This is a genomic window from Streptomyces massasporeus, from assembly GCF_014648995.1.
GTDB lineage: Bacteria > Actinomycetota > Actinomycetes > Streptomycetales > Streptomycetaceae > Streptomyces > Streptomyces massasporeus.
This window is the reverse complement of the sequence record NZ_BMSE01000021.1, coordinates 106,582-126,430: the sequence shown is the minus strand read 5'-3', so window position 1 is coordinate 126,430 and position 19,849 is coordinate 106,582. Positions and strand designations below refer to the sequence as shown.

Sequence of the window (19,849 nt, the reverse complement as noted above, 5' to 3'; positions counted from 1 at the left end):
GAGGGCCGCGTGAACCGATCGGGCCGTTCGGACCGATCACTCGGTGAACGCATCGCCGGGACCGTGCGTCCCAGCAGTAGAACGCACCCCCATGGACCACAGAGGACTGAGAGCACCGGGATGGCAGACCAGACCCACGTCCTGTTCGTCGAGGACGACGACGTCATCCGCGAGGCCACGCAGCTCGCCCTGGAACGGGACGGCTTCGTGGTCACCGCCATGCCCGACGGGCTGTCGGGCCTGGAGGCGTTCCGGACGGACCGCCCCGACATCGCGCTGCTGGACGTCATGCTCCCCGGACTCGACGGTGTCAGCCTGTGCCGCCGCATCCGCGACGAGTCGACCGTGCCGGTCATCATGCTGTCGGCGCGGGCCGACTCCATCGACGTCGTGCTGGGCCTGGAGGCGGGCGCCGACGACTATGTGACCAAGCCGTTCGACGGTGCCGTCCTGGTCGCCCGGATCCGCGCCGTGCTGCGCCGCTTCGGGCACGCCGGCGGCGGCCGGGGCGAGGTGCCGGAGGCCCCGGCCAGCGGTGGCGTGCTGGCCTTCGGGGACCTGGAGGTCGACACCGAGGGCATGGAGGTCCGCCGCGCCGGGCAGCCGGTGGCGCTGACGCCGACCGAGATGCGGCTGCTGCTGGAGTTCTCCTCGGCTCCGGGCACGGTGCTCTCCCGCGACAAGCTGCTGGAACGGGTGTGGGACTACGGCTGGGGCGGGGACACCCGCGTCGTCGATGTGCACGTGCAGCGGCTGCGGCAGAAGATCGGCCAGGACCGGATCGAGACGGTCCGCGGGTTCGGCTACAAGTTGAAGGCCTGAGCAGGGGCAGGGGTATGAGGGGGCGATTCCGGCGCCTGGTCGCCGCGGGCTTGGAGCGTGCGGGCATCCGTACGGGCCTCAGATGGAAGCTGAGCGCGGCCATCGCGCTGGTGGGCGCGCTGGTGGCGATCGCGCTGAGCCTCGTCGTGCACAACGCCGCCCGGGTCTCGATGCTGGACAACGCGCGTGACCTCGCCGACGAGCGGATCATGATCGCCCAGCGCAACTTCGAGCTGTCCGGGCGGATGAACTTCCCCAACACCAAGATCAACGACCCGGATCTGCCGCATGCGCTGCGGGACCGGGTCGAGGCGGGCCAGCGGGCGACGTACGTCGCGGACCGGCCGGGCGAGGTGCCCGACATATGGGCCGCCGTGCCGCTGAAGAACGGGCAGGTGATGTCGCTGCACTCGGGCTTCACCGACCGCAGCTCGGACATCCTCCAGGACCTCGACCAGGCCCTGCTCATCGGGTCCATCGCGGTCGTCCTCGGCGGCAGCGCGCTCGGGGTGCTCATCGGCGGGCACCTGTCGCGGCGGCTGCGCAAGGCGGCCGTCGCGGCGGGCCAGCTCGCGGGCGGCGAGACGGACGTGCGTGTACGGGACGCCATGGGCGGGGTCGTACGGGACGAGACGGACGACCTGGCGAGCGCGGTGGACGCCATGGCGGACGCGCTGCGCCAGCGCATCGAGGCCGAGCGGCGGGTCACCGCCGACATCGCGCACGAGCTGCGCACCCCGGTGACCGGACTGCTGACCGCGGCGGAACTGCTGCCGCCCGGGCGCCCGACCGAGCTGGTGCTGGACCGGGCGAAGGCCATGCGCACGCTGGTCGAGGACGTGCTGGAGGTGGCCCGTCTCGACGGGGCATCCGAGCGGGCGGAGCTGCAGGACATCATGCTGGGCGAGTTCGTCGCCCGGCGGGTGGCGGCCAAGGACCCGGCCATCAAGGTGCGCATCGTGCACGAGTCGGAGGTCACCACCGACCCGCGCCGCCTGGAGCGCGTCCTGTTCAACCTGCTGGCCAATGCGGCCCGGCACGGCAAGCCGCCCATCGAGGTCAGCGTCGAGGGCCGGGTCATCCGCGTCCGCGACCACGGCCCGGGCTTCCCCGAGGACCTGCTCGCCGAGGGGCCGAGCCGCTTCCGCACCGGCAGCGCGGACCGGGCCGGGCACGGCCACGGTCTCGGTCTGACCATCGCGGCCGGGCAGGCCCGGGTGCTGGGCGCCCGGCTGACCTTCCGCAACGTCCGCACCCCCGGGACGCCGGAGCACCTCCCGGCCGAGGGCGCGGTCGCCGTGCTGTGGCTGCCGGAGCACGCGCCCACGAACACGGGGAGCTACCCGATGCTGCCGGGGTCGTGAGGGACGCTGCGGCAGGTCAGCAGGACCAGTCCTGCTCCATGTCGAGGCCGCCCTCGCGGGGCTGGGTGAACGAGAACCAGTTGCCCGAGTCGTCGCGCAGCAGCGCCTCCGTGCCGTACGGGCGCTCCTGCGGCTCCTGGAGGAACTCCACGCCCCGGTCCTTGAGCTTCTTGTAGTCGCCGTGGATGTCGTCGGTGGTCAGCACGCCCGCGCCGAGCGCGCCCTTCGTCACCAGCGTGCGGAGCATCTCGGCGGACTCGGGGTCCATCGCGGGCCCGCCCGGCACCATCAGCGTCAGCTCGACGTCGGGCTGGTTCGGCGAGCCGACCGTCAGCCAGCGCATACCGCCCTCGCCCATGGTCATGTCCGTACGGACCTCCAGGCCCAGCTTCTCCGTGTAGAACTCCTTGGCCCGGTCCTGGTCGAGGACCCAGACGGTCGAGATGGCGAGCCCCTTGATCATGGCGTGCTCCTGCTCTGACTGTGTGACTGTGGCTGTGGCTGGGCTGCGGCTTGCGGCTGGGACTGCGACTGCGGCCGGTGGGGCCCGCCCTGCCACGGTAGGCAGCGGGGGTGTCAGCCCGCTTCTCCGGAATTGCGCTTCTCGCCGGCGCCGGGCGCGGACCGGAAGCCGCCGGCCCAGAGCATGGCGTAGCAGCCGGGTATGAGGGCGGCTCCCCGGCCCACGTGCTTCGTGCGGTACTCGCTGGGTGTCAGCCCGGTCCAGGCCTTGAAGCGGGCCGAGAACGTGCCCACGCTGCTGAAGCCGACCAGGTGGCAGATCTCCGTCACCGACAGGTTCGCCGTGCGCAGCAGGTCCTCGGCGCGCTCGATGCGGCGGTGCGTGAGGTACTGGCCGGGGGTCTCGCCGTAGGCCCCCTTGAAGGCGCGGATGAAGTGGTAGCGCGATTACCCGGCGTGCGCGGCGACGGTGTCCAGGTCCAGTTCCGGGTCGGCCCAGTCCCGGTCCATGGCGTCCTTGGCGAGCCGCATCCGGCGCGTCCTGTCCATGGGATCGATGGTGGCACGGGGGTCTGACAGCGGCCCCCCGCCGACGACCGGGCATCTCGCGACCGGGCATGACGAAGCCCCCGGGCGGACACTCCCGGGGGCCTCGTGCGGTGCGGTCAGACGGCCTCGACCATGGGCGGCTGCGCCGCCGGGGTGTCCGGCTTGCCGTCCTCCTTCGGTCCCGCTCCCTTCAGCGGCACCTCCTTGACGAACACGGCCGCCACGAGTGCGACCACCGCCACCACGGCTCCGAGCAGGAACGCCGTGTGCGTGCCGGCCGAGACCGCGTGCTGGTACGCCTCCCGGATCAGCACCGGGAGCTTCTCCAGGCTCTTGGCGTCGACCTGTGCCGACTGCTCGGTCACCTTGGAGCCCAGCGCACCGGCCCGCTCGCTCATGACGTCCTGGACGCGGTTGTTGAACAGCGCGCCCATGATCGCGACGCCGAACGAGGAGCCGAGCGTGCGGAAGAGCGTGGTCGACGAGGACGCGACGCCCATGTCCTTCATCTCCACGCTGTTCTGCGCGACCAGCATGGTGATCTGCATCAGGCAGCCCATGCCGAGCCCGACCACGGCCATGAAGACACCGGAGGTCAGTCGGGAGGTGCCGGTGTCCATCGTGGACAGCAGGTACAGGCCGACGATCATCAGCGCGCTGCCGGCGATCGGGAAGACCTTGTACTTGCCGGTGTTGGTGGTCACCCGCCCGGCGACCATCGAGGTCACGAGCATCGCACCGAGCATCGGCAGGAGCAGCAGCCCGGAGTTGGTCGCGGAAGCACCCTGCACGGACTGCTGGTACAGCGGCAGGAAGAGCGTCGCGCCGAACATCACGAAGCCGGTGATGAAGCCGATGACCGACATCAGCGTGAAGTTGAGGCTGCGGAAGATGTGCAGCGGCAGGATCGGCTCGGCGGCCCTGGTCTGCCAGAACACGAACCCGACCAGCGCGGCGACCCCGATGCCGATCAGCTCCATGATCCGCGCGGAGCTCCAGGCGTACTCCGTGCCGCCCCAGGTGGTGACGAGCACGATCGCGGTGATGCCGACGGTCAGCAGCGCGGCGCCCAGGTAGTCGATCCGCGCCTCGGAGCGCTTCTTCGGCAGGTGCAGCACGGCACCGACGGCGGCGAGCGCCACCGCTCCGAGCGGCAGGTTGATGTAGAAGGCCCAGCGCCAGCCCCAGTTGTCGGTGATCGTGCCGCCGACCAGCGGGCCGCCGATCATCGCCAGCGCCATGACGCCGGCCATCATGCCCTGGTACTTGCCGCGCTCGCGGGGCGGGATCAGGTCGCCGATGATCGCCATGACGCCGACCATCAGGCCGCCGGCACCGAGGCCCTGCACGGCGCGGAAGCCGATCAGCTCGCCCATGTTCTGGGCCATGCCGCTGAGGGCGGAGCCGACCAGGAAGATCACGATGGACGTCATGAACGTGCCCTTGCGGCCGTACATGTCGCCGAGCTTGCCCCACAGCGGGGTGGAGGCCGCGGTCGCGAGCGTGTAGGCGGTGACGACCCACGCGAGGTGCTCGAGCCCGCCCAGCTCACCGACGATCGTCGGCATCGCGGTGCCGATGATCATGTTGTCGAGCATCGCGAGCATCATCGCGATCATCAGCGCGAGCAGGACCACCCGCACGCTCTTCGGTTGTTTCCCCGCGGCGTCGGCCGCCGGTGTGTCCGTCGTGTCCGTCATCGCTTCCCACTCCCCCAGCTACCGCTACTTACTTGCCGACCGGCTAGTGACTACACTCGGAAGCTAGCGGCGGAACTAGCCGGGCGTCAAGTAAGTTTTATGGAAAGCGGGGGGCGTAGGAGGATGGGCGGCACCATGGACGGCACCAAGCAGCGGCGCCGCGGGGACACCCGCCGGCGCATCCAGGACGTGGCCCTCGAACTCTTCGCGGAGCACGGCTACGAGAAGACCTCCCTGCGCGAGATCGCCGAGCGCCTGGAGGTCACCAAGGCCGCGCTCTACTACCACTTCAAAACCAAGGAAGAGATCCTCGTCAGCATCTTCGAGGACCTCACCCAGCCGATCGAGGACCTGATCGAGTGGGGCCGGCAGCAGCCGCACACCCTCGCGACCAAGCAGGAGATCATCCGCCGCTACGCCGACACCCTCGCCGAGGCGACGCCGCTGTTCCGCTTCATGCACGAGAACCAGGCGACGGTACGGGACCTGCGGATCGGCGAGTCGTTCAAGGCCCGCATCCACAGCCTGCGCGACATCATCGTCGACCCGGACGCGGACCTGGTCGACCAGGTCCGCTGTGCCAGCGCCATCTTCACGCTGCACGCCGGCATGTTCCTGCTCCAGGACATGGGAGACGACCCCGAGGAGAAGAACAAAGCCGTCCTCGAGGTCGCCACGGACCTGGTGACCCAGGCCCACCGGGGAGCCGGGGGCTCCTAGCGGGCCAGGGGAATCACACCTCGGGTCAGACCGTCACGCCCTTGGCGCGCAGGAACTTCACCGGGTCGACCGCCGAGCCGTAGTTCGGGGTCGTACGGATCTCGAAGTGCAGGTGGGGACCGCTCGAGTTGCCGGTGTTGCCGGACTTCGCGATCTCCTGGCCGGTCTTGACTATCTGGCCGACGTGCACCGTGACCTTCGACAGGTGGGCGTACTGGGAGTACGTGCCGTTGCCGTGCTTGATCACGACGGCGTTGCCGTACGCGGGGCCGTCGCCGGCGCCGTTGCCGCCGGCCTTGACCACGGTGCCGCCGTGGGCGGCGACGACCTGGGTGCCGCTCGGCACGGCGAAGTCCTGACCGCTGTGCTTGTGCGCCCACATGCCGCCGTTCTGGGCGAAGCTCGCGGAGAGGCTGTACTTCTTCACCGGGTCGACCCAGGAGGGCTTGGCCTTCTTGGCAGCCGCCTTCTTGGCGGCGGCCTTCTTCTCGGCCGCCTTCTTCGCGGCGGCGGCCTTGGCGGCCTTCTCGGCCTTCACGGCCTCGGCCTTGGCGACCTTGGCCTGGGCGGCGGCCTGCGCCTGCACGGCACTGGCGGCACCGGACGCGGCCGTGGTGTCGGCGGCGGACGCGACCCCGGCTCCCAGTGCGACCGAGACACCAAGGCCGGCGGCCAGCACGGTCGCACGGGTGCGGAGCTGGGACGTACGGGAAGAACGGGACGTGACGCGCTGGGACATCGAAACCTCGTGTGGAAGGGGACGGAGAAAACCACCCGGCGCACAACCGCTCGCCGTGTGGCCATCCCTTGGTAACCCGAAGTCCGACAAACTCCCAAAAGCGTGATCTACGACGCTAGTTAGTAATTTGGTTCAGTGTTCTACGTCTCTTGACACAGCAGTCATTCGGGACGAATCAGGGCACTGGCCCGCACTTTCGCCTCCACCTCGGGTCAAGAATCCCTTTCCTCTCGGTCCGTTATCCACTATTCCATCTAGTAACGGACATATCGCCTGTGCGCCATGTCACCGAGGGCACTCTTCAGCCATTCCGGAAATGTGGCGCACGCCTCTAGGCACTTACCGCCGGGTAACCCTACGGTTCCCTTCACGCCACCCTCGCGCACGAGCATGCACACGACATGTTGGCAGCGTCACTGACGTGAGAGGACCCCCACGACATGCAGACCCGACGCCCCTGGTTGCGCCGCGCATCAGTGACCGCCGTCTCGGCGGCGGCCCTCGTGGCCATGGCCGCACCGGCCGACGCCACGACCACCAGCCGGGCCTCCACGGCCGCCACCACGTCCGCCGCCGCGGACGTCGACTACGGCACCTGGCAGAAGGACTGCCAGGCCGTGATGGACCAGGCCATGCCCTATCTGAAGCAGCGAATCGCGGCCACGAAGCCGGGCGAGAAACAGGCCATCGTCTTCGACATCGACAACACGACGCTGGAGACGGACTTCGGCTTCAGCTACCCGCAACCGGCCAACAAGCCGGTTCTGGAGGCCGCCAGATACGCGCAGGAGCGCGGCGTCGCCCTGTTCTTCGTGACCGCCCGGCCGGACATCATCGCCTCGTTCACCCAGTACAACCTGAAGCAGGCCGGCTACCAGGTCTCGGGGCTCTACGTCCGCAACTTCATCGACCTCTTCAAGAACGTCGCCGACTACAAGACGGCCCAGCGCGTCGACATCGAGCGCAAGGGCTACACGATCATCGCGAACATCGGCAACAGCGGCACCGACCTCTCGGGTGGCCACGCCGAGCGGACGTACAAGCTGCCGGACTACGACGGGCAGCTGTCCTAGAGCGTCCGGGCATGCAGAAGGGGCCGGTGCTGTTCAGCACCGGCCCCTTCTCACTGGGTCGCTATGTTCAGGCGTCCTTGCTCAGGTTCGGACCCGAGCCACCGGCCGCCTGCTCGATCGGCGGGACGTCCGGGAGAGGCGCCTTCTCCTCGCCGCGGAAGGTGAAGGTCTTGGTCTCGCCCTCGCCCTCCGTGTCGACGACCACGATGTGACCGGGGCGCAGCTCGCCGAAGAGGATCTTCTCCGACAGCGAGTCCTCGATCTCACGCTGGATGGTGCGACGCAGCGGACGCGCACCCAGCACCGGGTCGTAGCCCTTCTTGGACAGCAGCTCCTTGGCGGACTGGGAGAGCTCGATGCCCATGTCCCGGTCCTTCAGGCGCTCGTCGACCTTGCCGATCATCAGGTCGACGATCTTGAGAATGTCGTCCTGGCTGAGCTGCGGGAAGACGACCACGTCGTCGACGCGGTTGAGGAACTCGGGCCGGAAGTGCTGCTTGAGCTCGTCCGAGACCTTGTTCTTCATGCGCTCGTAGTTGGACTTCGTGTCGCCCTGGGCCGCGAAGCCCAGGTTGAAGCCCTTGGAGATGTCCCGGGTGCCGAGGTTGGTCGTCATGATGATGACCGTGTTCTTGAAGTCCACGACCCGGCCCTGGGAGTCGGTCAGGCGACCGTCCTCCAGGATCTGCAGCAGCGAGTTGAAGATGTCCGGGTGGGCCTTCTCGACCTCGTCGAAGAGGACGACGGAGAACGGCTTGCGGCGGACCTTCTCGGTGAGCTGGCCGCCCTCCTCGTAGCCCACGTAGCCGGGGGGCGAACCGAAGAGCCGCGAGACCGTGTGCTTCTCGCTGAACTCCGACATGTCGAGGGAGATCAGCGCGTCCTCGTCGCCGAACAGGAACTCGGCGAGCGCCTTGGACAGCTCGGTCTTACCGACACCGGACGGGCCGGCGAAGATGAACGAGCCACCGGGACGCTTCGGGTCCTTCAGACCGGCACGCGTACGGCGGATCGCCTTCGACAGCGCCTTGACGGCGTCGACCTGGCCGATGACCCGCTTGTGGAGCTCGTCCTCCATGCGCAGCAGACGGGAGGACTCCTCCTCGGTCAGCTTGAAGACCGGGATGCCGGTGGCCGTGGCGAGGACCTCGGCGATCAGCTCGCCGTCGACCTCGGCGACGACGTCCATGTCGCCGGCCTTCCACTCCTTCTCGCGCTTGGCCTTGGCGGCCAGGAGCTGCTTCTCCTTGTCGCGCAGGGAGGCGGCCTTCTCGAAGTCCTGCGAGTCGATCGCGGACTCCTTGTCGCGGCGGACGCCGGCGATCTTCTCGTCGAACTCGCGCAGGTCCGGCGGCGCGGTCATCCGGCGGATGCGCATCCGGGAACCGGCCTCGTCGATCAGGTCGATCGCCTTGTCCGGCAGGAAGCGGTCCGAGATGTACCGGTCGGCCAGCGTGGCGGCCTGGACCAGCGCCTCGTCGGTGATGGAGACGCGGTGGTGGGCCTCGTACCGGTCACGGAGACCCTTGAGGATCTCGATCGTGTGCGGCAGGGACGGCTCCGCGACCTGGATGGGCTGGAAGCGGCGCTCGAGGGCGGCGTCCTTCTCCAGGTGCTTGCGGTACTCGTCCAGCGTCGTGGCGCCGATGGTCTGGAGCTCACCGCGGGCCAGCATCGGCTTCAGGATGGAAGCCGCGTCGATGGCGCCCTCGGCGGCACCCGCACCGACCAGCGTGTGGAGCTCGTCGATGAACAGGATGATGTCGCCGCGGGTGCGGATCTCCTTGAGCACCTTCTTCAGGCGCTCCTCGAAGTCACCGCGGTAGCGGGAGCCGGCGACCAGCGCGCCGAGGTCCAGGGTGTAGAGGTGCTTGTCCTTGAGGGTCTCGGGCACCTCGCCCTTGACGATGGCCTGAGCGAGGCCCTCGACGACGGCGGTCTTGCCGACGCCGGGCTCACCGATCAGAACCGGGTTGTTCTTGGTACGGCGGGACAGCACCTGCATGACCCGCTCGATCTCCTTCTCGCGCCCGATGACCGGGTCGAGCTTGGACTCACGAGCGGCCTGGGTGAGGTTCCGGCCGAACTGGTCGAGGACCAGGGACGTGGAGGGGGTGCCCTCGGCAGGACCGCCGGCGGTGGCGGTCTCCTTGCCCTGGTAACCGGAGAGCAGCTGGATCACCTGCTGCCGCACACGGTTCAGATCTGCGCCCAGCTTGACGAGGACCTGGGCGGCGACGCCCTCGCCCTCGCGGATCAGGCCGAGCAGGATGTGCTCCGTGCCGATGTAGTTGTGGCCCAGCTGAAGGGCCTCGCGGAGCGACAGCTCCAGGACCTTCTTGGCACGGGGGGTGAAGGGGATGTGGCCGGACGGGGCCTGCTGGCCCTGGCCGATGATCTCCTCCACCTGCTGGCGGACCGCCTCGAGCGAAATCCCGAGGCTCTCAAGGGCCTTGGCGGCGACACCTTCACCCTCGTGGATCAGGCCCAGGAGGATGTGCTCAGTGCCGATGTAGTTGTGGTTGAGCATCCGGGCTTCTTCCTGAGCCAGGACGACAACCCGCCGCGCGCGGTCGGTGAACCTCTCGAACATCGTTAATCGCTCCTCAGAGCGGTCAGGCAGTGGGGGGAACTTCCCCTCCCTGTCCTTCCGCAGCTTAGTCCCGCAAGCGGGGACCGCTCATTCCAACTGCCGACACCGTCCTTGGCCTCCTGACCCCGAACGCCGACATCTGCTCCAACCCGATGGTGCGAGACGATGTTCCCGCAGGCCAGGCAGATACCCCACTCGCCAGTACGCCGATGGCGAACGTGAGACGTCCTTTCCTGCGTGTCGCCCCCTCCCACTAGGGATGTCTTACCCGTGGGCACCGGAAGTCCATGCCGGGCACCCCCGTTCCCTCCGCTACGGGCGAACAACCTTGCGCCTCCCCGCACCCCCCGCGCGCCCCCATTTCGCCACGCAGTGCGCTCACGGCACCACCCAACGTAACCCGCAGGCTCTTCCGGCTGTTGCACTTGGCATGTTCGGCGCCCCTCAGCCCGTGACCGCATCCTCGACCCCGCTCGTCCCGCTCCCCCGCCGGCCGCTCGACCCGTCCGGCGCGAGCGGTCAGGTCCGGCGGTGGTACGAGAACGAACTGGGGTGGCCGACGGTGCCCGGCGATCCTCTGCGGCTTCCGGTAGGGGTGCGCTACGACGTCCTCGACGTCCCGGCGGATGCGGGGCACGCGGCCCTGCGGCGCCTGGCGTCCGGCTCCCCCGTCGCGCTGCACGGCGGCCGGATGCTGCTTCTGGTGGCCGCGGGCAGCGCGGAGGAGCTCCCCGGGCTGCTGGAGTGGCTGGACTGGGGGGCCCTGTCGCTGGATCTCGTGGCGATCGGCGCGGGCGGGCTCCTGGAGGCGCCGTCGCCCCCGGTGCCTCACGGGGAGAGGGCGGTGCCTCACGGGGAGAGGCCGGTACCGCCGGTACGCGGGTCGCGCACCGCGGCGCCCTGCGAGGCGGGTGCTCCGCCTGCTCCCTGGGGCCGGGTCGGTTCCCAGGGGGCCGCCGTGTGGCTGCGGCCCCCCGAGCCGGGATGCGAGGTCGAGGCCTCGCTGCCGACACTGTCGGCGCTGGGGGGCGGTGGGGACGCCCCCGATCTCGTGCGGCTGGTGAACACGGTGGCCACACAGTGCCACCGGGTCCGGCTGATGCGCGCGTGCGCCCAGCCACCGGCCGTGCGTGCGCAGGGTCGGTAGGGCCGCTGTTCAGCCGTTGGCCTTCTCGTAAGCCTCGCGGATGGTCGCGGGAACACGGCCGCGGTCGTTGACCTCGTAACCGTTCTCCTTCGCCCAGGCGCGGATCGCCGCGGTGTCCTGGCTGCCGCTCGAAGCGGCGCGCGCCTTTCCGCGCCCGCCCGAAGCACGGCCTCCGGTACGACGACCGCCCTTCACGTAAGGCTCGAGAAGGCCACGGAGCTTGTCCGCATTGGCAGTGGTGAGATCGATCTCGTACGTCTTGCCGTCCAGCGCGAACGTCACGGTCTCGTCCGCCTCGCCACCGTCGAGGTCGTCGACAAGAAGGACCTGAACCTTCTGTGCCACCGGATTTCCTTTCATCGATATCTTCAGGGCGGGTGTGCCGGCGTCCGCCGTATCGCCGTCCCCTGTTATATGCAGTACTGCAGTACGTCGGAAAGCAAACCGCTTTTGCCGGAAAAACACAAACCCCCGGCAGAGTCCGGCAGCCCGGCCCCGGTCCGGAAACGTGCGCGTTTCGGACATAGGGAACCGGGGCAGGGGCGGGCGCCGCGGAATATGCCTTGACGAACCGGCCGGACCCGCTAGCGGTCTACTGGCGCACGGCGATCACAGATGCAGAAGCATCCGGCTGTTGCCCAAGGTGTTCGGTTTCACTCGTTCGAGTCCGAGGAACTCCGCGACACCCTCGTCATAGGAACGCAGGAGCTCCGCGTAGACATCCGTGTCGACGGGCGTCTCCCCGATCTCCACGAAGCCGTGCTTGGTGAAGAAGTCGACTTCGAAGGTCAGACAGAAAACACGGCGAACGCCGAGCCAGCGGGCGGTCTGCAGCAACTTCTCCAGCACACGGTGTCCGACCCCCGCGCCCTTCAAGCCCGGCTTCACCGCGAGAGTGCGGACTTCCGCGAGGTCTTCCCACATCACGTGCAGCGCGCCGCAGCCGACGACCTCGGCGTTGTCGTCCCGTTCCGCGACCCAGAACTCCTGGATGTCCTCGTAAAGCGTCACCGTTGCTTTGTCGAGCAGGATGCGGCCGCGGACGTAGGCGTCAAGGAGGCCCCGTACGGCCGGGACGTCGCTGGTGCGGGCCCGTCGGACGGTGATGGCTTTTGCGGTGGCTTCGGGGCTCTTCGCGGACATGACGGGACGCTATCGCCCGCCCCGGTCCCGAGCGGAGGCGGGGTTCTCCTCGGGCTCTTCCCCGGGTTCCGCTCGTTCGGCCGGTTCTGCGGATTCCGACGGTTCGGTCGGTTCCTGGGTTTCCGGGCCCTGGACGATGCGGACGGCATCGCTGAGAGACCGCCGCTGTTCCTCGCTCATCATGCCGAAGAAGGCGACGAGAGCGGCGGCGGGGTTGTCGCTCTGCGACCAGGCGTCGTTCATCAGGGCCGCTGCGTAGGCGGCGCGGGTGGAGACCGCCTCATATCGATAGGCACGGCCTTCCGCCTCGCGGCGCACCCAGCCCTTCTGATGGAGATTGTCCAAAACGGTCATCACGGTGGTGTACGCGATGGACCGCTCCTTCTGAAGATCTTCCAGGACTTCTCGAACGGTCACCGGGCGGTTCCACTTCCACACCCGCGACATGACCGCGTCTTCGAGTTCTCCCAATGGGCGAGGCACAGCTCAGAACAATAGTGGGAGATCCCGGTAATGGCGTGGCGGACGTGCGCGGGACCGGCGAACGGGAACAAAAAGGGCGTACGGCTCGTGAGTGCGGGCGCCGCGGGGTGCGGGTCCGCCGAGTCGTACGCCCTCGGAGGGGGTGAGGTCAGGCCTCGGCCTTCGCGGAGGTCGCCGTGGTCTGGCGGGCACCCTCCACGCGCGCGATGGCGGCGTCCACGGCCGCGTCCTCCTTGGCCTTGTTGGCGCCGCCCTGTGTCTTCACGATCACCCGGATCACGCCGACGAAGAAGACGGCCATGACGGCCGGGGGCAGGAGCGCGGAGACGTAGTCCATGGATCCAGGGTAGCCACGTCAGCCGGCGGCGAGCTGCTGGGGGTTCGCGGGGGGTGGCGGGGCCGGCTTGCGGCGCGGGAAGACCTCGCCCGGGGTGGGGATCGGGCGGGAGGGCTTCGGCGTGTCCGGGCCGGGCGCCGGGGCGGGCTTGGGGGCAGGGGCCGGTGGCTTGCGGGCGGGCTTCTTCTCGGGCTGCTTCTCCGCGCCGTCCCCGGCGGATGCGGCCGACGGGGCGCAGCGGCCTCCGGGGATGGCCAGGAGGCGGGTGCGGGAGCCGGGAACGTCGGCCACGGGGAGAGCGGCGGGGGTGAGGGGAGTGACCGCGCAGCGATCCAGCAGGGCCGCCGCGGCGGGGTTGCCGCGCAGGGCGCGGAGGGCGGCGAGGTCGTCGGGCAGGGGGCGGTAGCCGGCGCCCAGCGCCTCGTCCAGGAGCGCGAGGTAGCCGGCGGCGGTTCCGGGGAGGGCGGCGCGATACCGGCCCAGGTCGGCCACGAGGAAGGCGCGCAGCCTGGCCCCCTCCCGCAGTGCCTCGTCGAGTGACTCTGCGAGACGGAGACAGTCCTGGACGTCGTCGGCCGAGGCGGGTGCGGGGTCGAGGGCGAGGGCGAGAGCGCGGCGGAGCACACGCAGCTCCTCCACACCGAACGCCATGCCGCCGCGGGATCCGTATGGCGTGGGCATGCGGCGACGATACGCGCTAATCAGACAAATTGCGCATAGGGGATGGGTGTGGCGCGGGGGAACACTCGGGTGGGGGCGGGGGAAGCCAGGGGTGGTGCGGCTGGGGGATGCAAGGGGTGGTGCGGCTGGGGGATGCAAGGGGTGGTGTGGCCGGGGGTGGCGTGGCTGGGGATGCCGGGGGCGGCGCGGCCGACGGACGCCGGGGGGGTGGTGTGACCGAGGCGCCGGAAGCGGGGTGGCTGGGGATGCCGGGAGTGGTGTGGCCGACGGACGCCAGAGATGGCGCGGCCAGGAAACGCCGGAAGAGCGTGGCCGGGGGCGCCGGAAGAGCGTGGCCGGGGGCGCCGGAAGCGCGGCCAGGTCAGCCAGAGTCAGCGCCCCCGGAAGACACCGGGCGCGGCGCGGCCGAAAGCCGGACAGCCGCGCGGCCGGAGGGCGCCGAAACGGCGCGGCCGGGGGACATCAGGAGCGGCATGGCCGGGGACGCCAGAGGCAGCGCGGCCAGGGACGCCGTGCGGCGCGACCGGGATGCCGGGGCGGTCGCGGCCCGGGGTGGGGGTGCAGTCCGCTTTGTCGGGTTGCGCCCCCACCCCCTCCTCAGCCGCTCACATGCGCGACACGTTCCGCTCGTAGACCAGCCGCAGGCCGATCAGCGTCAGCCACGGCTCGTGTTCGTCGATCACCGACGACTCGCCCAGGACCATCGGTGCGAGACCGCCCGTGGCGATGACGGTGACGTCGTCCGGGTCCTCCGACAGCTCGCGGGCCATGCGGTTGACCACTCCGTCGACCTGGCCGGCGAAACCGTAGATGACACCCGACTGCATCGCCTCGACCGTGTTCTTGCCGATGACGCTGCGGGGCCGGGCCACCTCGATCTTGCGGAGCTGGGCGCCGCGGACGCCCAGGGCCTCCACGGAGATCTCGATGCCGGGTGAGATGACCCCGCCGACGTACTCCCCTCGCGCGCTGACCGCGTCGAAGGTCGTCGCCGTGCCGAAGTCGACGACGATGGCGGGGCCGCCGTAGAGCTCGACCGCCGCGACCGCGTTGATGATGCGGTCGGCGCCGACCTCCTTGGGGTTGTCCATGAGGATCGGCACGCCCGTCTTGACGCCCGGTTCGACGAGGATCGCGGGCACGTCGCCGTAGTAGCGGCGCGTCACCTCGCGGAGCTCGTGCAGGACCGAGGGGACGGTGGCGCAGATGGCGATGCCGTCGATGCCGTCGCCCAGCTCGTCGCCGAGGAGCGGGTGCATGCCCATCAGGCCCTGGAGGAGGACCGCCAGTTCGTCCGCGGTGCGGCGCGCGTCCGTGGAGATGCGCCAGTGTTCGACGATCTCGTCGCCGTCGAACAGGCCGAGGACGGTGTGGGTGTTTCCTACGTCGATCGTCAGCAGCATGACCCGTACCCGCCCCTACTCCGCCGGCCGCAGGTCCAGGCCGATGTCCAGGATCGGCGAGGAGTGGGTGAGGGCTCCGACGGCGAGGTAGTCGACGCCGGTGTCCGCGTAGGCCTTGGCGTTGCCGAGGGTGAGGCGGCCCGAGGCCTCCAGGGCGGCACGGCCCTGGACGATCGCGACCGCCTCCGCGCACTCACCCGGCGTGAAGTTGTCCAGCAGGATCAGGTCGGCACCGGCGTCCAGGACCTCGCGGAGCTGGTGCAGGGTGTCGACCTCGACCTCGATGGGGACGTCGGGGAAGCGTTCCCGGACCGCCCGGAAGGCCTGGGCGACGCCGCCCGCGGCGACCACGTGGTTGTCCTTGACCAGGGCCGCGTCCGAGAGGGACATGCGGTGGTTCACGCCGCCGCCGCAGCGGACCGCGTACTTCTCGAGGCTGCGCAGGCCGGGGGTCGTCTTGCGGGTGTCGCGGACCTTCGCCTTGGTCCCGTCGAGCGCGTCCGCCCACGCGCGCGTGGCTGTCGCGACGCCCGACAGTCGGCACAGGATGTTCAGCGCGCTGCGCTCGGCCGTGAGGAGGTCGCGGGTGCGGGTGGTGACGGAGAGGAGCTTCTGGCCCGCTTCGACGCGGTCGCCGTCCTCCGCGTGGCGCTCGATCTCGAGCTCCTCCTCGCAGACGACCGAGATGACCGCCTCGGCGACGCGCAGACCGGCCACGGTGCCCGCCTCGCGTGCGGTGAAGTCGGCCGTGGCCACCGCGTCCTCGGGGATGGTCGCCACCGTCGTCACGTCGACGCCGTGGGCCAGGTCCTCCTGGAGGGCCACGTTGGCGATGTCCTCGACCTCGACGGGGTCGAGGCCGGCGTCGGCCAGGAGCTGGGCGAGTGCGGGGTCCAGGCCGCACTCCAGGTACGCCTCGTCGTCCGCGCCGCAGGCGCAGCCGTCTCCGCAGCCTCCGGAGGAGACGAGGGGAAGGTCGGGGGTGCTCACGTCGGTCACTGCTCCTGGGGGGCCTGGGGCGGGAGGGTCGTAGGGAAGTGTGTGGTGTCCGTGGTCTGCACGGCCAGCGTGCGGTCCGGGTTCAGGGTCACGACGATGTGGCGGCGCCAGGCCGCGTCGTCGCGCTCGGGGCGGTCCTCGCGCCAGTGGCAGCCCCGGGTCTCCTCGCGCAGCAGGGCGGCGGCGACCAGGACGCGGGCCACGCACAGGAGGTTGGTGGCCTCCCAGGTGTCGACTCCGGCCTCGGCCGTCTTGCCGTGCTCGGCGAGGGCCTCCCGGGCGTCGGTGTGCAGGCGCTGGAGCTGGTCGGCGGCCTTGCTGAGGGACCCGGCCGAGCGCAGGACGCCCGCCCCGCCCGTCATGATCCGCTGGATCGCGAAGCGGGCCTCGGGGGTCTGCAGCGGGTGCTCGGGGATCTCGGGGTGCGGGACCGGCTGGGGCACGCGCGCGGGCAGGCCGTTCGCCACGATGTCGTCCGCGATGCGCTCGGCGTAGACGAGGCCTTCGAGCAGGGAGTTGGACGCCAGCCGGTTGGCTCCGTGCACCCCGGTGCAGGCGACCTCGCCGCACGCGTAGAGGCCGGGGACGGTCGTACGGCCGTGGGAGTCCGTGCGGACGCCGCCAGAGGCGTAGTGGGCGGCCGGGGCGACCGGGATGGGGTCGGTGACGGGGTCGATGCCGTGGGCGCGGCAGGCGGCCAGGATCGTCGGGAAGCGGTGCTCCCACATCTCCGCGCCGAAGTGCCGGCCGTCGAGGTACACGTGCTCGGCGTCCTGCTCCAGCATGCGGCGCAGGATGCCCTTGGCGACGATGTCGCGGGGGGCGAGTTCGGCGAGTTCGTGCTGTCCGACCATGAAGCGGACACCGGCGGCGTCGATCAGGTGGGCGCCCTCGCCGCGCACGGCCTCGGAGACCAGGGGCTGCTGGCCCTCCGCGTCCCGGCCCAGGAACAGCACGGTCGGGTGGAACTGGACGAACTCCAGGTCGCTGACCTCCGCGCCCGCCCGGAGCGCGAGTGCCACGCCGTCGCCCGTCGACACCGACGGGTTGGTGGTGGCGGAGAAGACCTGGCCCATGCCGCCGGTCGCGAGGACCACCGCGGGGGCGTGGACGGCACCCACGCCGTCGTGCTGGCCCTCCCCCATGACGTGCAGGGTCACCCCGGCGGTGCGGCCCTCGGCGTCCGTGAGGAGGTCCAGGACGAGCGCGTTCTCGACGGTGCGCACGCCCCGCGCTCGGACGGCCTCGACCAGGGCGCGGGAGATCTCGGCGCCGGTGGCGTCACCGCCGGCGTGGGCGATGCGGCGCCGGTGGTGGCCGCCCTCCCGGGTCAGTTCGAGGTCGCCCTCGGAGGACTCGTCGAACCGGGCTCCGGTCTCGATGAGGCGGCGTACGGCGTCGGGGCCCTCGGTGACCAGGAGGCGGACCGCGTCCTCGTCGCACAGTCCGGCGCCCGCGACCAGGGTGTCGTCGAGGTGCTGCTCGGGGGTGTCGCCCTCGCCGAGGGCCGCGGCGATGCCGCCCTGGGCCCAGCGGGTGGAGCCGTCGTCGAGCCGGGCCTTGGTGACGACGACCGTCCGCAGGCCCGCGGCCTCGCAGCGCAGGGCGGCGGTCAGCCCGGCGACGCCGGAGCCGACGACGACCACGTCCGCGGCGATGGACCACCCGGCGGCGGGGGCGTGCAGTCGTATGCCTGTGGTGGTCACGAGGCGGCTCCGAAGCTGGTGAAGGTGAGGGGGACGTTGTCGATCAGCCGGGTCGCCCCGACCCGGGCGGCGACGGCGAGGACCGCGTCGCCGGTGAAGTCGTCCCCGATCTCGGTGAAGTCGGACGGGTCGACCAGGGCGAGGTAGTCCAGCGCGAGCGGCGGTTCGAGGCGGGCGGCCTCGTCGAGGACCTGACGGGCGGCCGCGCGGACGGCCGCCGGACCGCCCGGGACGGCCGTCGCCACGGCGTGCGCGTCGGCCGCCGCGCGGGACTCCCCTATGGCGCTGAGCGCCTCGGCACGCGCGCGCGTGGCGGGCACTTCGCGGGCCCGGGCACGCAGTGCCTCCTGCGCGGCGTGCCGGTCCTGGCCCGCGAACAGGGCCCCGGACAGGGCGAGGGCGGTGCGCCGCTCGGTGGCCGACAGGTAGCGGTTGCGGCTGGACAGGGCCAGGCCGTCCTCCTCGCGGACGGTGGGCACGCCGACGATCTCCACGCCGAAGTTCAGGTCCCGCACCATGCGGCGGATCAGCGCGAGCTGCTGGGCGTCCTTCTGGCCGTACAGGGCGACGTCGGGGCGCGTCAGGTGCAGCAGCTTGGCGACGACCGTGAGCATGCCGTCGAAGTGGCCGGGGCGGGAGGAGCCCTCCAGGCGCTCGCCCATGGGGCCCGCGGTGATGCGGACCTGGGGCTCGCCGCCCGGGTAGACCTCGTCCACGGCGGGGGCGAACACGACGTCCGCGCCCGACTGTTCCGCGAGGGCGAGGTCAGCGTCCAGGGTGCGCGGGTAGCGGTCGAGGTCCTCGCCCTGGCCGAACTGGAGCGGGTTGACGAAGACGGTGACGACGACCTCGCCGTCCGGCCCGGCGATGCCGCGCGCGGTGCGGATCAGCGTGGCGTGGCCCTCGTGCAGCGCCCCCATGGTCATCACCACGGCGCGCCGGCCCGTACGCGTGCGTGCGTGCAGTTCGCCGGCGGTGCGCAGCAGGGTGGTGGTCATCGGGCGTCCCCTTCGGTGCCGTCGGTCCCGTGGGCGAGTACCCCGAGGAGGTCCTCGGCGAGTTCCGGCTTCAGCAGGCCGTGGGCGAGGGCCCGGTCGGCGGTCGCGCGGGCCATCGCCAGGTAGCCGGCGACGGTCTGCGGGGCGTGCCGGCGCAGCTCCGTCACGTGCGCGGCGACCGTGCCCGCGTCGCCGCGCGCGACCGGGCCGGTGAGGGCCGCGTCGCCGGAGCGCAGGGCGTTGTCCAGGGCCGCGCCGAGCAGCGGGCCGAGCATCCGGTCGGGGGCGGCGACCCCGGCCGCGCTCAGCAGCTCCATGGACTGGGCGACCAGCGTGACCAGGTGGTTGGCCCCGAGGGCGAGCGCCGCGTGGTAGAGCGGCCGGTTCTCCTCGGCGATCCACTCCGGCTCGCCGCCCATCTCGATGACGAGGGCCTCGGCGGCGAGGCGCAGCTCCTCGGGGGCGGTGACGCCGAAGGAGCAGCCGGCCAGCCGCTGGACGTCCACGGGCGTGCCCGTGAAGGTCATCGCGGGGTGGAGGGCGAGCGGCAGGGCGCCCGCGCGCAGGGCGGGGTCGAGGACCCGGGTGCCGTACCGCCCGGAGGTGTGGACGAGGAGCTGCCCGGGCCGCACGGATCCGGTGTCGGCGAGGCCGGTGACCAGGTCGGGCAGGGCGTCGTCGGGAACCGTCAGCAGCACCAGGTCGGACCGCTGGAGCACCTCGGCGGGCGGCATCACCGGCACGTCGGGCAGCAGTTGCCCGGCGCGGCGCCGGGAGGCCTCCGAGACCGCGGAGACGGCGACCGGGCGGTGCCCGGCGAGCTGCAGGGACGCCGCCAGCGCGGGGCCCACGCGGCCGGCGCCGACGACGCCGACGGTGAGCCGCGCGGGGCGGTCCTTGGGGTCTGGCTGTGGGGTTGTGTTCACTCGA

Annotated in this window: 19 protein-coding genes and 1 pseudogene; 5 read left to right on the top strand and 15 right to left on the bottom strand. The window is 70.9% G+C overall.

The features are described from left to right. The first annotated feature begins 120 nt into the window (after window positions 1-120). Together cseB and cseC are read left to right on the top strand one after the other, a co-directional pair. Window positions 121-822, top strand: coding sequence for a two-component system response regulator CseB (cseB, locus tag IE153_RS34050; protein ID WP_189593567.1), 702 nt, complete (start codon window positions 121-123; stop codon window positions 820-822). Between the two features lie 14 nt (window positions 823-836). Then, complete coding sequence (cseC, locus tag IE153_RS34045) at window positions 837-2,186, top strand: two-component system sensor histidine kinase CseC (protein WP_189593566.1); 1,350 nt, start codon at window positions 837-839, stop codon at window positions 2,184-2,186. Between the two features lie 16 nt (window positions 2,187-2,202). Here the strand turns inward: cseC and IE153_RS34040 are convergent, their stop codons facing one another. From IE153_RS34040 to IE153_RS34030, 3 genes and pseudogenes are all read right to left on the bottom strand, one after another. Beyond that, window positions 2,203-2,649 carry a VOC family protein gene (locus IE153_RS34040; RefSeq protein WP_189593565.1) on the bottom strand — a complete coding sequence of 149 codons (447 nt, stop codon included), beginning with the start codon at window positions 2,647-2,649 and terminating at the stop codon, window positions 2,203-2,205. Between the two features lie 113 nt (window positions 2,650-2,762). Continuing rightward, window positions 2,763-3,197: pseudogene (locus tag IE153_RS34035) on the bottom strand (helix-turn-helix transcriptional regulator). 116 nt (window positions 3,198-3,313) lie between these two features. Continuing rightward, window positions 3,314-4,897: an MDR family MFS transporter gene (locus IE153_RS34030; protein ID WP_189593564.1), complete on the bottom strand. Its 1,584-nt coding sequence runs from the start codon at window positions 4,895-4,897 to the stop codon at window positions 3,314-3,316. 123 nt (window positions 4,898-5,020) lie between these two features. Between IE153_RS34030 and IE153_RS34025 the strand changes: the two genes are divergently transcribed. Continuing rightward, the gene (locus IE153_RS34025) at window positions 5,021-5,617 is read left to right on the top strand and encodes a TetR/AcrR family transcriptional regulator (protein WP_031104888.1); all 597 of its coding nucleotides are present in this window, start codon (window positions 5,021-5,023) and stop codon (window positions 5,615-5,617) included. A gap of 25 nt (window positions 5,618-5,642) precedes the next feature. Here the strand turns inward: IE153_RS34025 and IE153_RS34020 are convergent, their stop codons facing one another. Continuing rightward, entirely contained in the window at window positions 5,643-6,356 is a 714-nt protein-coding gene (locus IE153_RS34020) for a M23 family metallopeptidase (RefSeq protein WP_189593563.1), read from the bottom strand. 440 nt (window positions 6,357-6,796) lie between these two features. Between IE153_RS34020 and IE153_RS34015 the strand changes: the two genes are divergently transcribed. After that, window positions 6,797-7,429 carry an HAD family acid phosphatase gene (locus IE153_RS34015; protein WP_189593562.1) on the top strand — a complete coding sequence of 211 codons (633 nt, stop codon included), beginning with the start codon at window positions 6,797-6,799 and terminating at the stop codon, window positions 7,427-7,429. A 67-nt stretch (window positions 7,430-7,496) separates the two neighbouring features. Here IE153_RS34015 and IE153_RS34010 read toward each other — a convergent pair whose 3' ends face one another. Next, complete coding sequence (locus IE153_RS34010; RefSeq protein ID WP_185012424.1) at window positions 7,497-10,022, bottom strand: ATP-dependent Clp protease ATP-binding subunit; 2,526 nt, start codon at window positions 10,020-10,022, stop codon at window positions 7,497-7,499. A gap of 430 nt (window positions 10,023-10,452) precedes the next feature. Here IE153_RS34010 and IE153_RS34005 point away from each other — a divergent pair, with 430 nt between their 5' ends. After that, window positions 10,453-11,169 carry an SCO3374 family protein gene (locus tag IE153_RS34005; RefSeq protein WP_189593561.1) on the top strand — a complete coding sequence of 239 codons (717 nt, stop codon included), beginning with the start codon at window positions 10,453-10,455 and terminating at the stop codon, window positions 11,167-11,169. 9 nt (window positions 11,170-11,178) lie between these two features. Here IE153_RS34005 and IE153_RS34000 read toward each other — a convergent pair whose 3' ends face one another. The 10 genes from IE153_RS34000 to IE153_RS33955 form a co-directional block, all read right to left on the bottom strand. Further along, window positions 11,179-11,514 carry a histone-like nucleoid-structuring protein Lsr2 gene (locus IE153_RS34000; RefSeq protein WP_010048839.1) on the bottom strand — a complete coding sequence of 112 codons (336 nt, stop codon included), beginning with the start codon at window positions 11,512-11,514 and terminating at the stop codon, window positions 11,179-11,181. Between the two features lie 264 nt (window positions 11,515-11,778). Continuing rightward, window positions 11,779-12,312 carry an amino-acid N-acetyltransferase gene (locus tag IE153_RS33995; RefSeq protein WP_031111859.1) on the bottom strand — a complete coding sequence of 178 codons (534 nt, stop codon included), beginning with the start codon at window positions 12,310-12,312 and terminating at the stop codon, window positions 11,779-11,781. 9 nt (window positions 12,313-12,321) lie between these two features. After that, the gene (locus IE153_RS33990) at window positions 12,322-12,795 is read right to left on the bottom strand and encodes a BlaI/MecI/CopY family transcriptional regulator (protein ID WP_189593560.1); all 474 of its coding nucleotides are present in this window, start codon (window positions 12,793-12,795) and stop codon (window positions 12,322-12,324) included. Window positions 12,796-12,943: 148 nt separating this feature from the next. Continuing rightward, window positions 12,944-13,132: a hypothetical protein gene (locus tag IE153_RS33985; protein ID WP_189593559.1), complete on the bottom strand. Its 189-nt coding sequence runs from the start codon at window positions 13,130-13,132 to the stop codon at window positions 12,944-12,946. Between the two features lie 18 nt (window positions 13,133-13,150). Further along, complete coding sequence (locus IE153_RS33980) at window positions 13,151-13,783, bottom strand: hypothetical protein (protein WP_189593596.1); 633 nt, start codon at window positions 13,781-13,783, stop codon at window positions 13,151-13,153. A gap of 635 nt (window positions 13,784-14,418) precedes the next feature. Further along, complete coding sequence (locus IE153_RS33975; RefSeq protein WP_031110806.1) at window positions 14,419-15,216, bottom strand: type III pantothenate kinase; 798 nt, start codon at window positions 15,214-15,216, stop codon at window positions 14,419-14,421. A gap of 15 nt (window positions 15,217-15,231) precedes the next feature. Next, complete coding sequence (gene nadC, locus IE153_RS33970) at window positions 15,232-16,206, bottom strand: carboxylating nicotinate-nucleotide diphosphorylase (RefSeq protein ID WP_189593558.1); 975 nt, start codon at window positions 16,204-16,206, stop codon at window positions 15,232-15,234. Between the two features lie 5 nt (window positions 16,207-16,211). Further along, a complete protein-coding gene (locus tag IE153_RS33965) occupies window positions 16,212-17,921 on the bottom strand; it encodes an L-aspartate oxidase (RefSeq protein ID WP_189593557.1) in 1,710 nt (569 codons plus the stop codon). Continuing rightward, on the bottom strand, window positions 17,918-18,919 hold the full coding sequence (gene panC / locus IE153_RS33960) for a pantoate--beta-alanine ligase (RefSeq protein WP_189593556.1): 1,002 nt from the start codon (window positions 18,917-18,919) through the stop codon (window positions 17,918-17,920). Before panC ends, IE153_RS33965 begins: the two co-directional genes overlap by 4 nt. Next, entirely contained in the window at window positions 18,916-19,845 is a 930-nt protein-coding gene (locus IE153_RS33955) for a Rossmann-like and DUF2520 domain-containing protein (RefSeq protein ID WP_185012416.1), read from the bottom strand. The genes panC and IE153_RS33955 overlap by 4 nt, the downstream gene beginning before the upstream one ends. Window positions 19,846-19,849: the final 4 nt, after the last annotated feature.

Bases quoted from the DNA above. Each gene is read 5' to 3' on its own strand.
- cseB (WP_189593567.1), top strand. From the start codon at position 121: ATGGCAGACCAGACCCACGTCCTGTTCGTCGAGGACGACGACGTCATC.
- cseC (WP_189593566.1), top strand. From the start codon at position 837: ATGAGGGGGCGATTCCGGCGCCTGGTCGCCGCGGGCTTGGAGCGTGCG.
- IE153_RS34040 (WP_189593565.1), bottom strand. From the start codon at position 2,649: ATGATCAAGGGGCTCGCCATCTCGACCGTCTGGGTCCTCGACCAGGAC.
- IE153_RS34030 (WP_189593564.1), bottom strand. From the start codon at position 4,897: ATGACGGACACGACGGACACACCGGCGGCCGACGCCGCGGGGAAACAA.
- IE153_RS34025 (WP_031104888.1), top strand. From the start codon at position 5,021: ATGGGCGGCACCATGGACGGCACCAAGCAGCGGCGCCGCGGGGACACC.
- IE153_RS34020 (WP_189593563.1), bottom strand. From the start codon at position 6,356: ATGTCCCAGCGCGTCACGTCCCGTTCTTCCCGTACGTCCCAGCTCCGC.
- IE153_RS34015 (WP_189593562.1), top strand. From the start codon at position 6,797: ATGCAGACCCGACGCCCCTGGTTGCGCCGCGCATCAGTGACCGCCGTC.
- IE153_RS34010 (WP_185012424.1), bottom strand. From the start codon at position 10,022: ATGTTCGAGAGGTTCACCGACCGCGCGCGGCGGGTTGTCGTCCTGGCT.
- IE153_RS34005 (WP_189593561.1), top strand. From the start codon at position 10,453: ATGTTCGGCGCCCCTCAGCCCGTGACCGCATCCTCGACCCCGCTCGTC.
- IE153_RS33995 (WP_031111859.1), bottom strand. From the start codon at position 12,312: ATGTCCGCGAAGAGCCCCGAAGCCACCGCAAAAGCCATCACCGTCCGA.
- IE153_RS33985 (WP_189593559.1), bottom strand. From the start codon at position 13,132: ATGGACTACGTCTCCGCGCTCCTGCCCCCGGCCGTCATGGCCGTCTTC.
- IE153_RS33980 (WP_189593596.1), bottom strand. From the start codon at position 13,783: ATGGCGTTCGGTGTGGAGGAGCTGCGTGTGCTCCGCCGCGCTCTCGCC.
- IE153_RS33975 (WP_031110806.1), bottom strand. From the start codon at position 15,216: ATGCTGCTGACGATCGACGTAGGAAACACCCACACCGTCCTCGGCCTG.
- panC (WP_189593556.1), bottom strand. From the start codon at position 18,919: ATGACCACCACCCTGCTGCGCACCGCCGGCGAACTGCACGCACGCACG.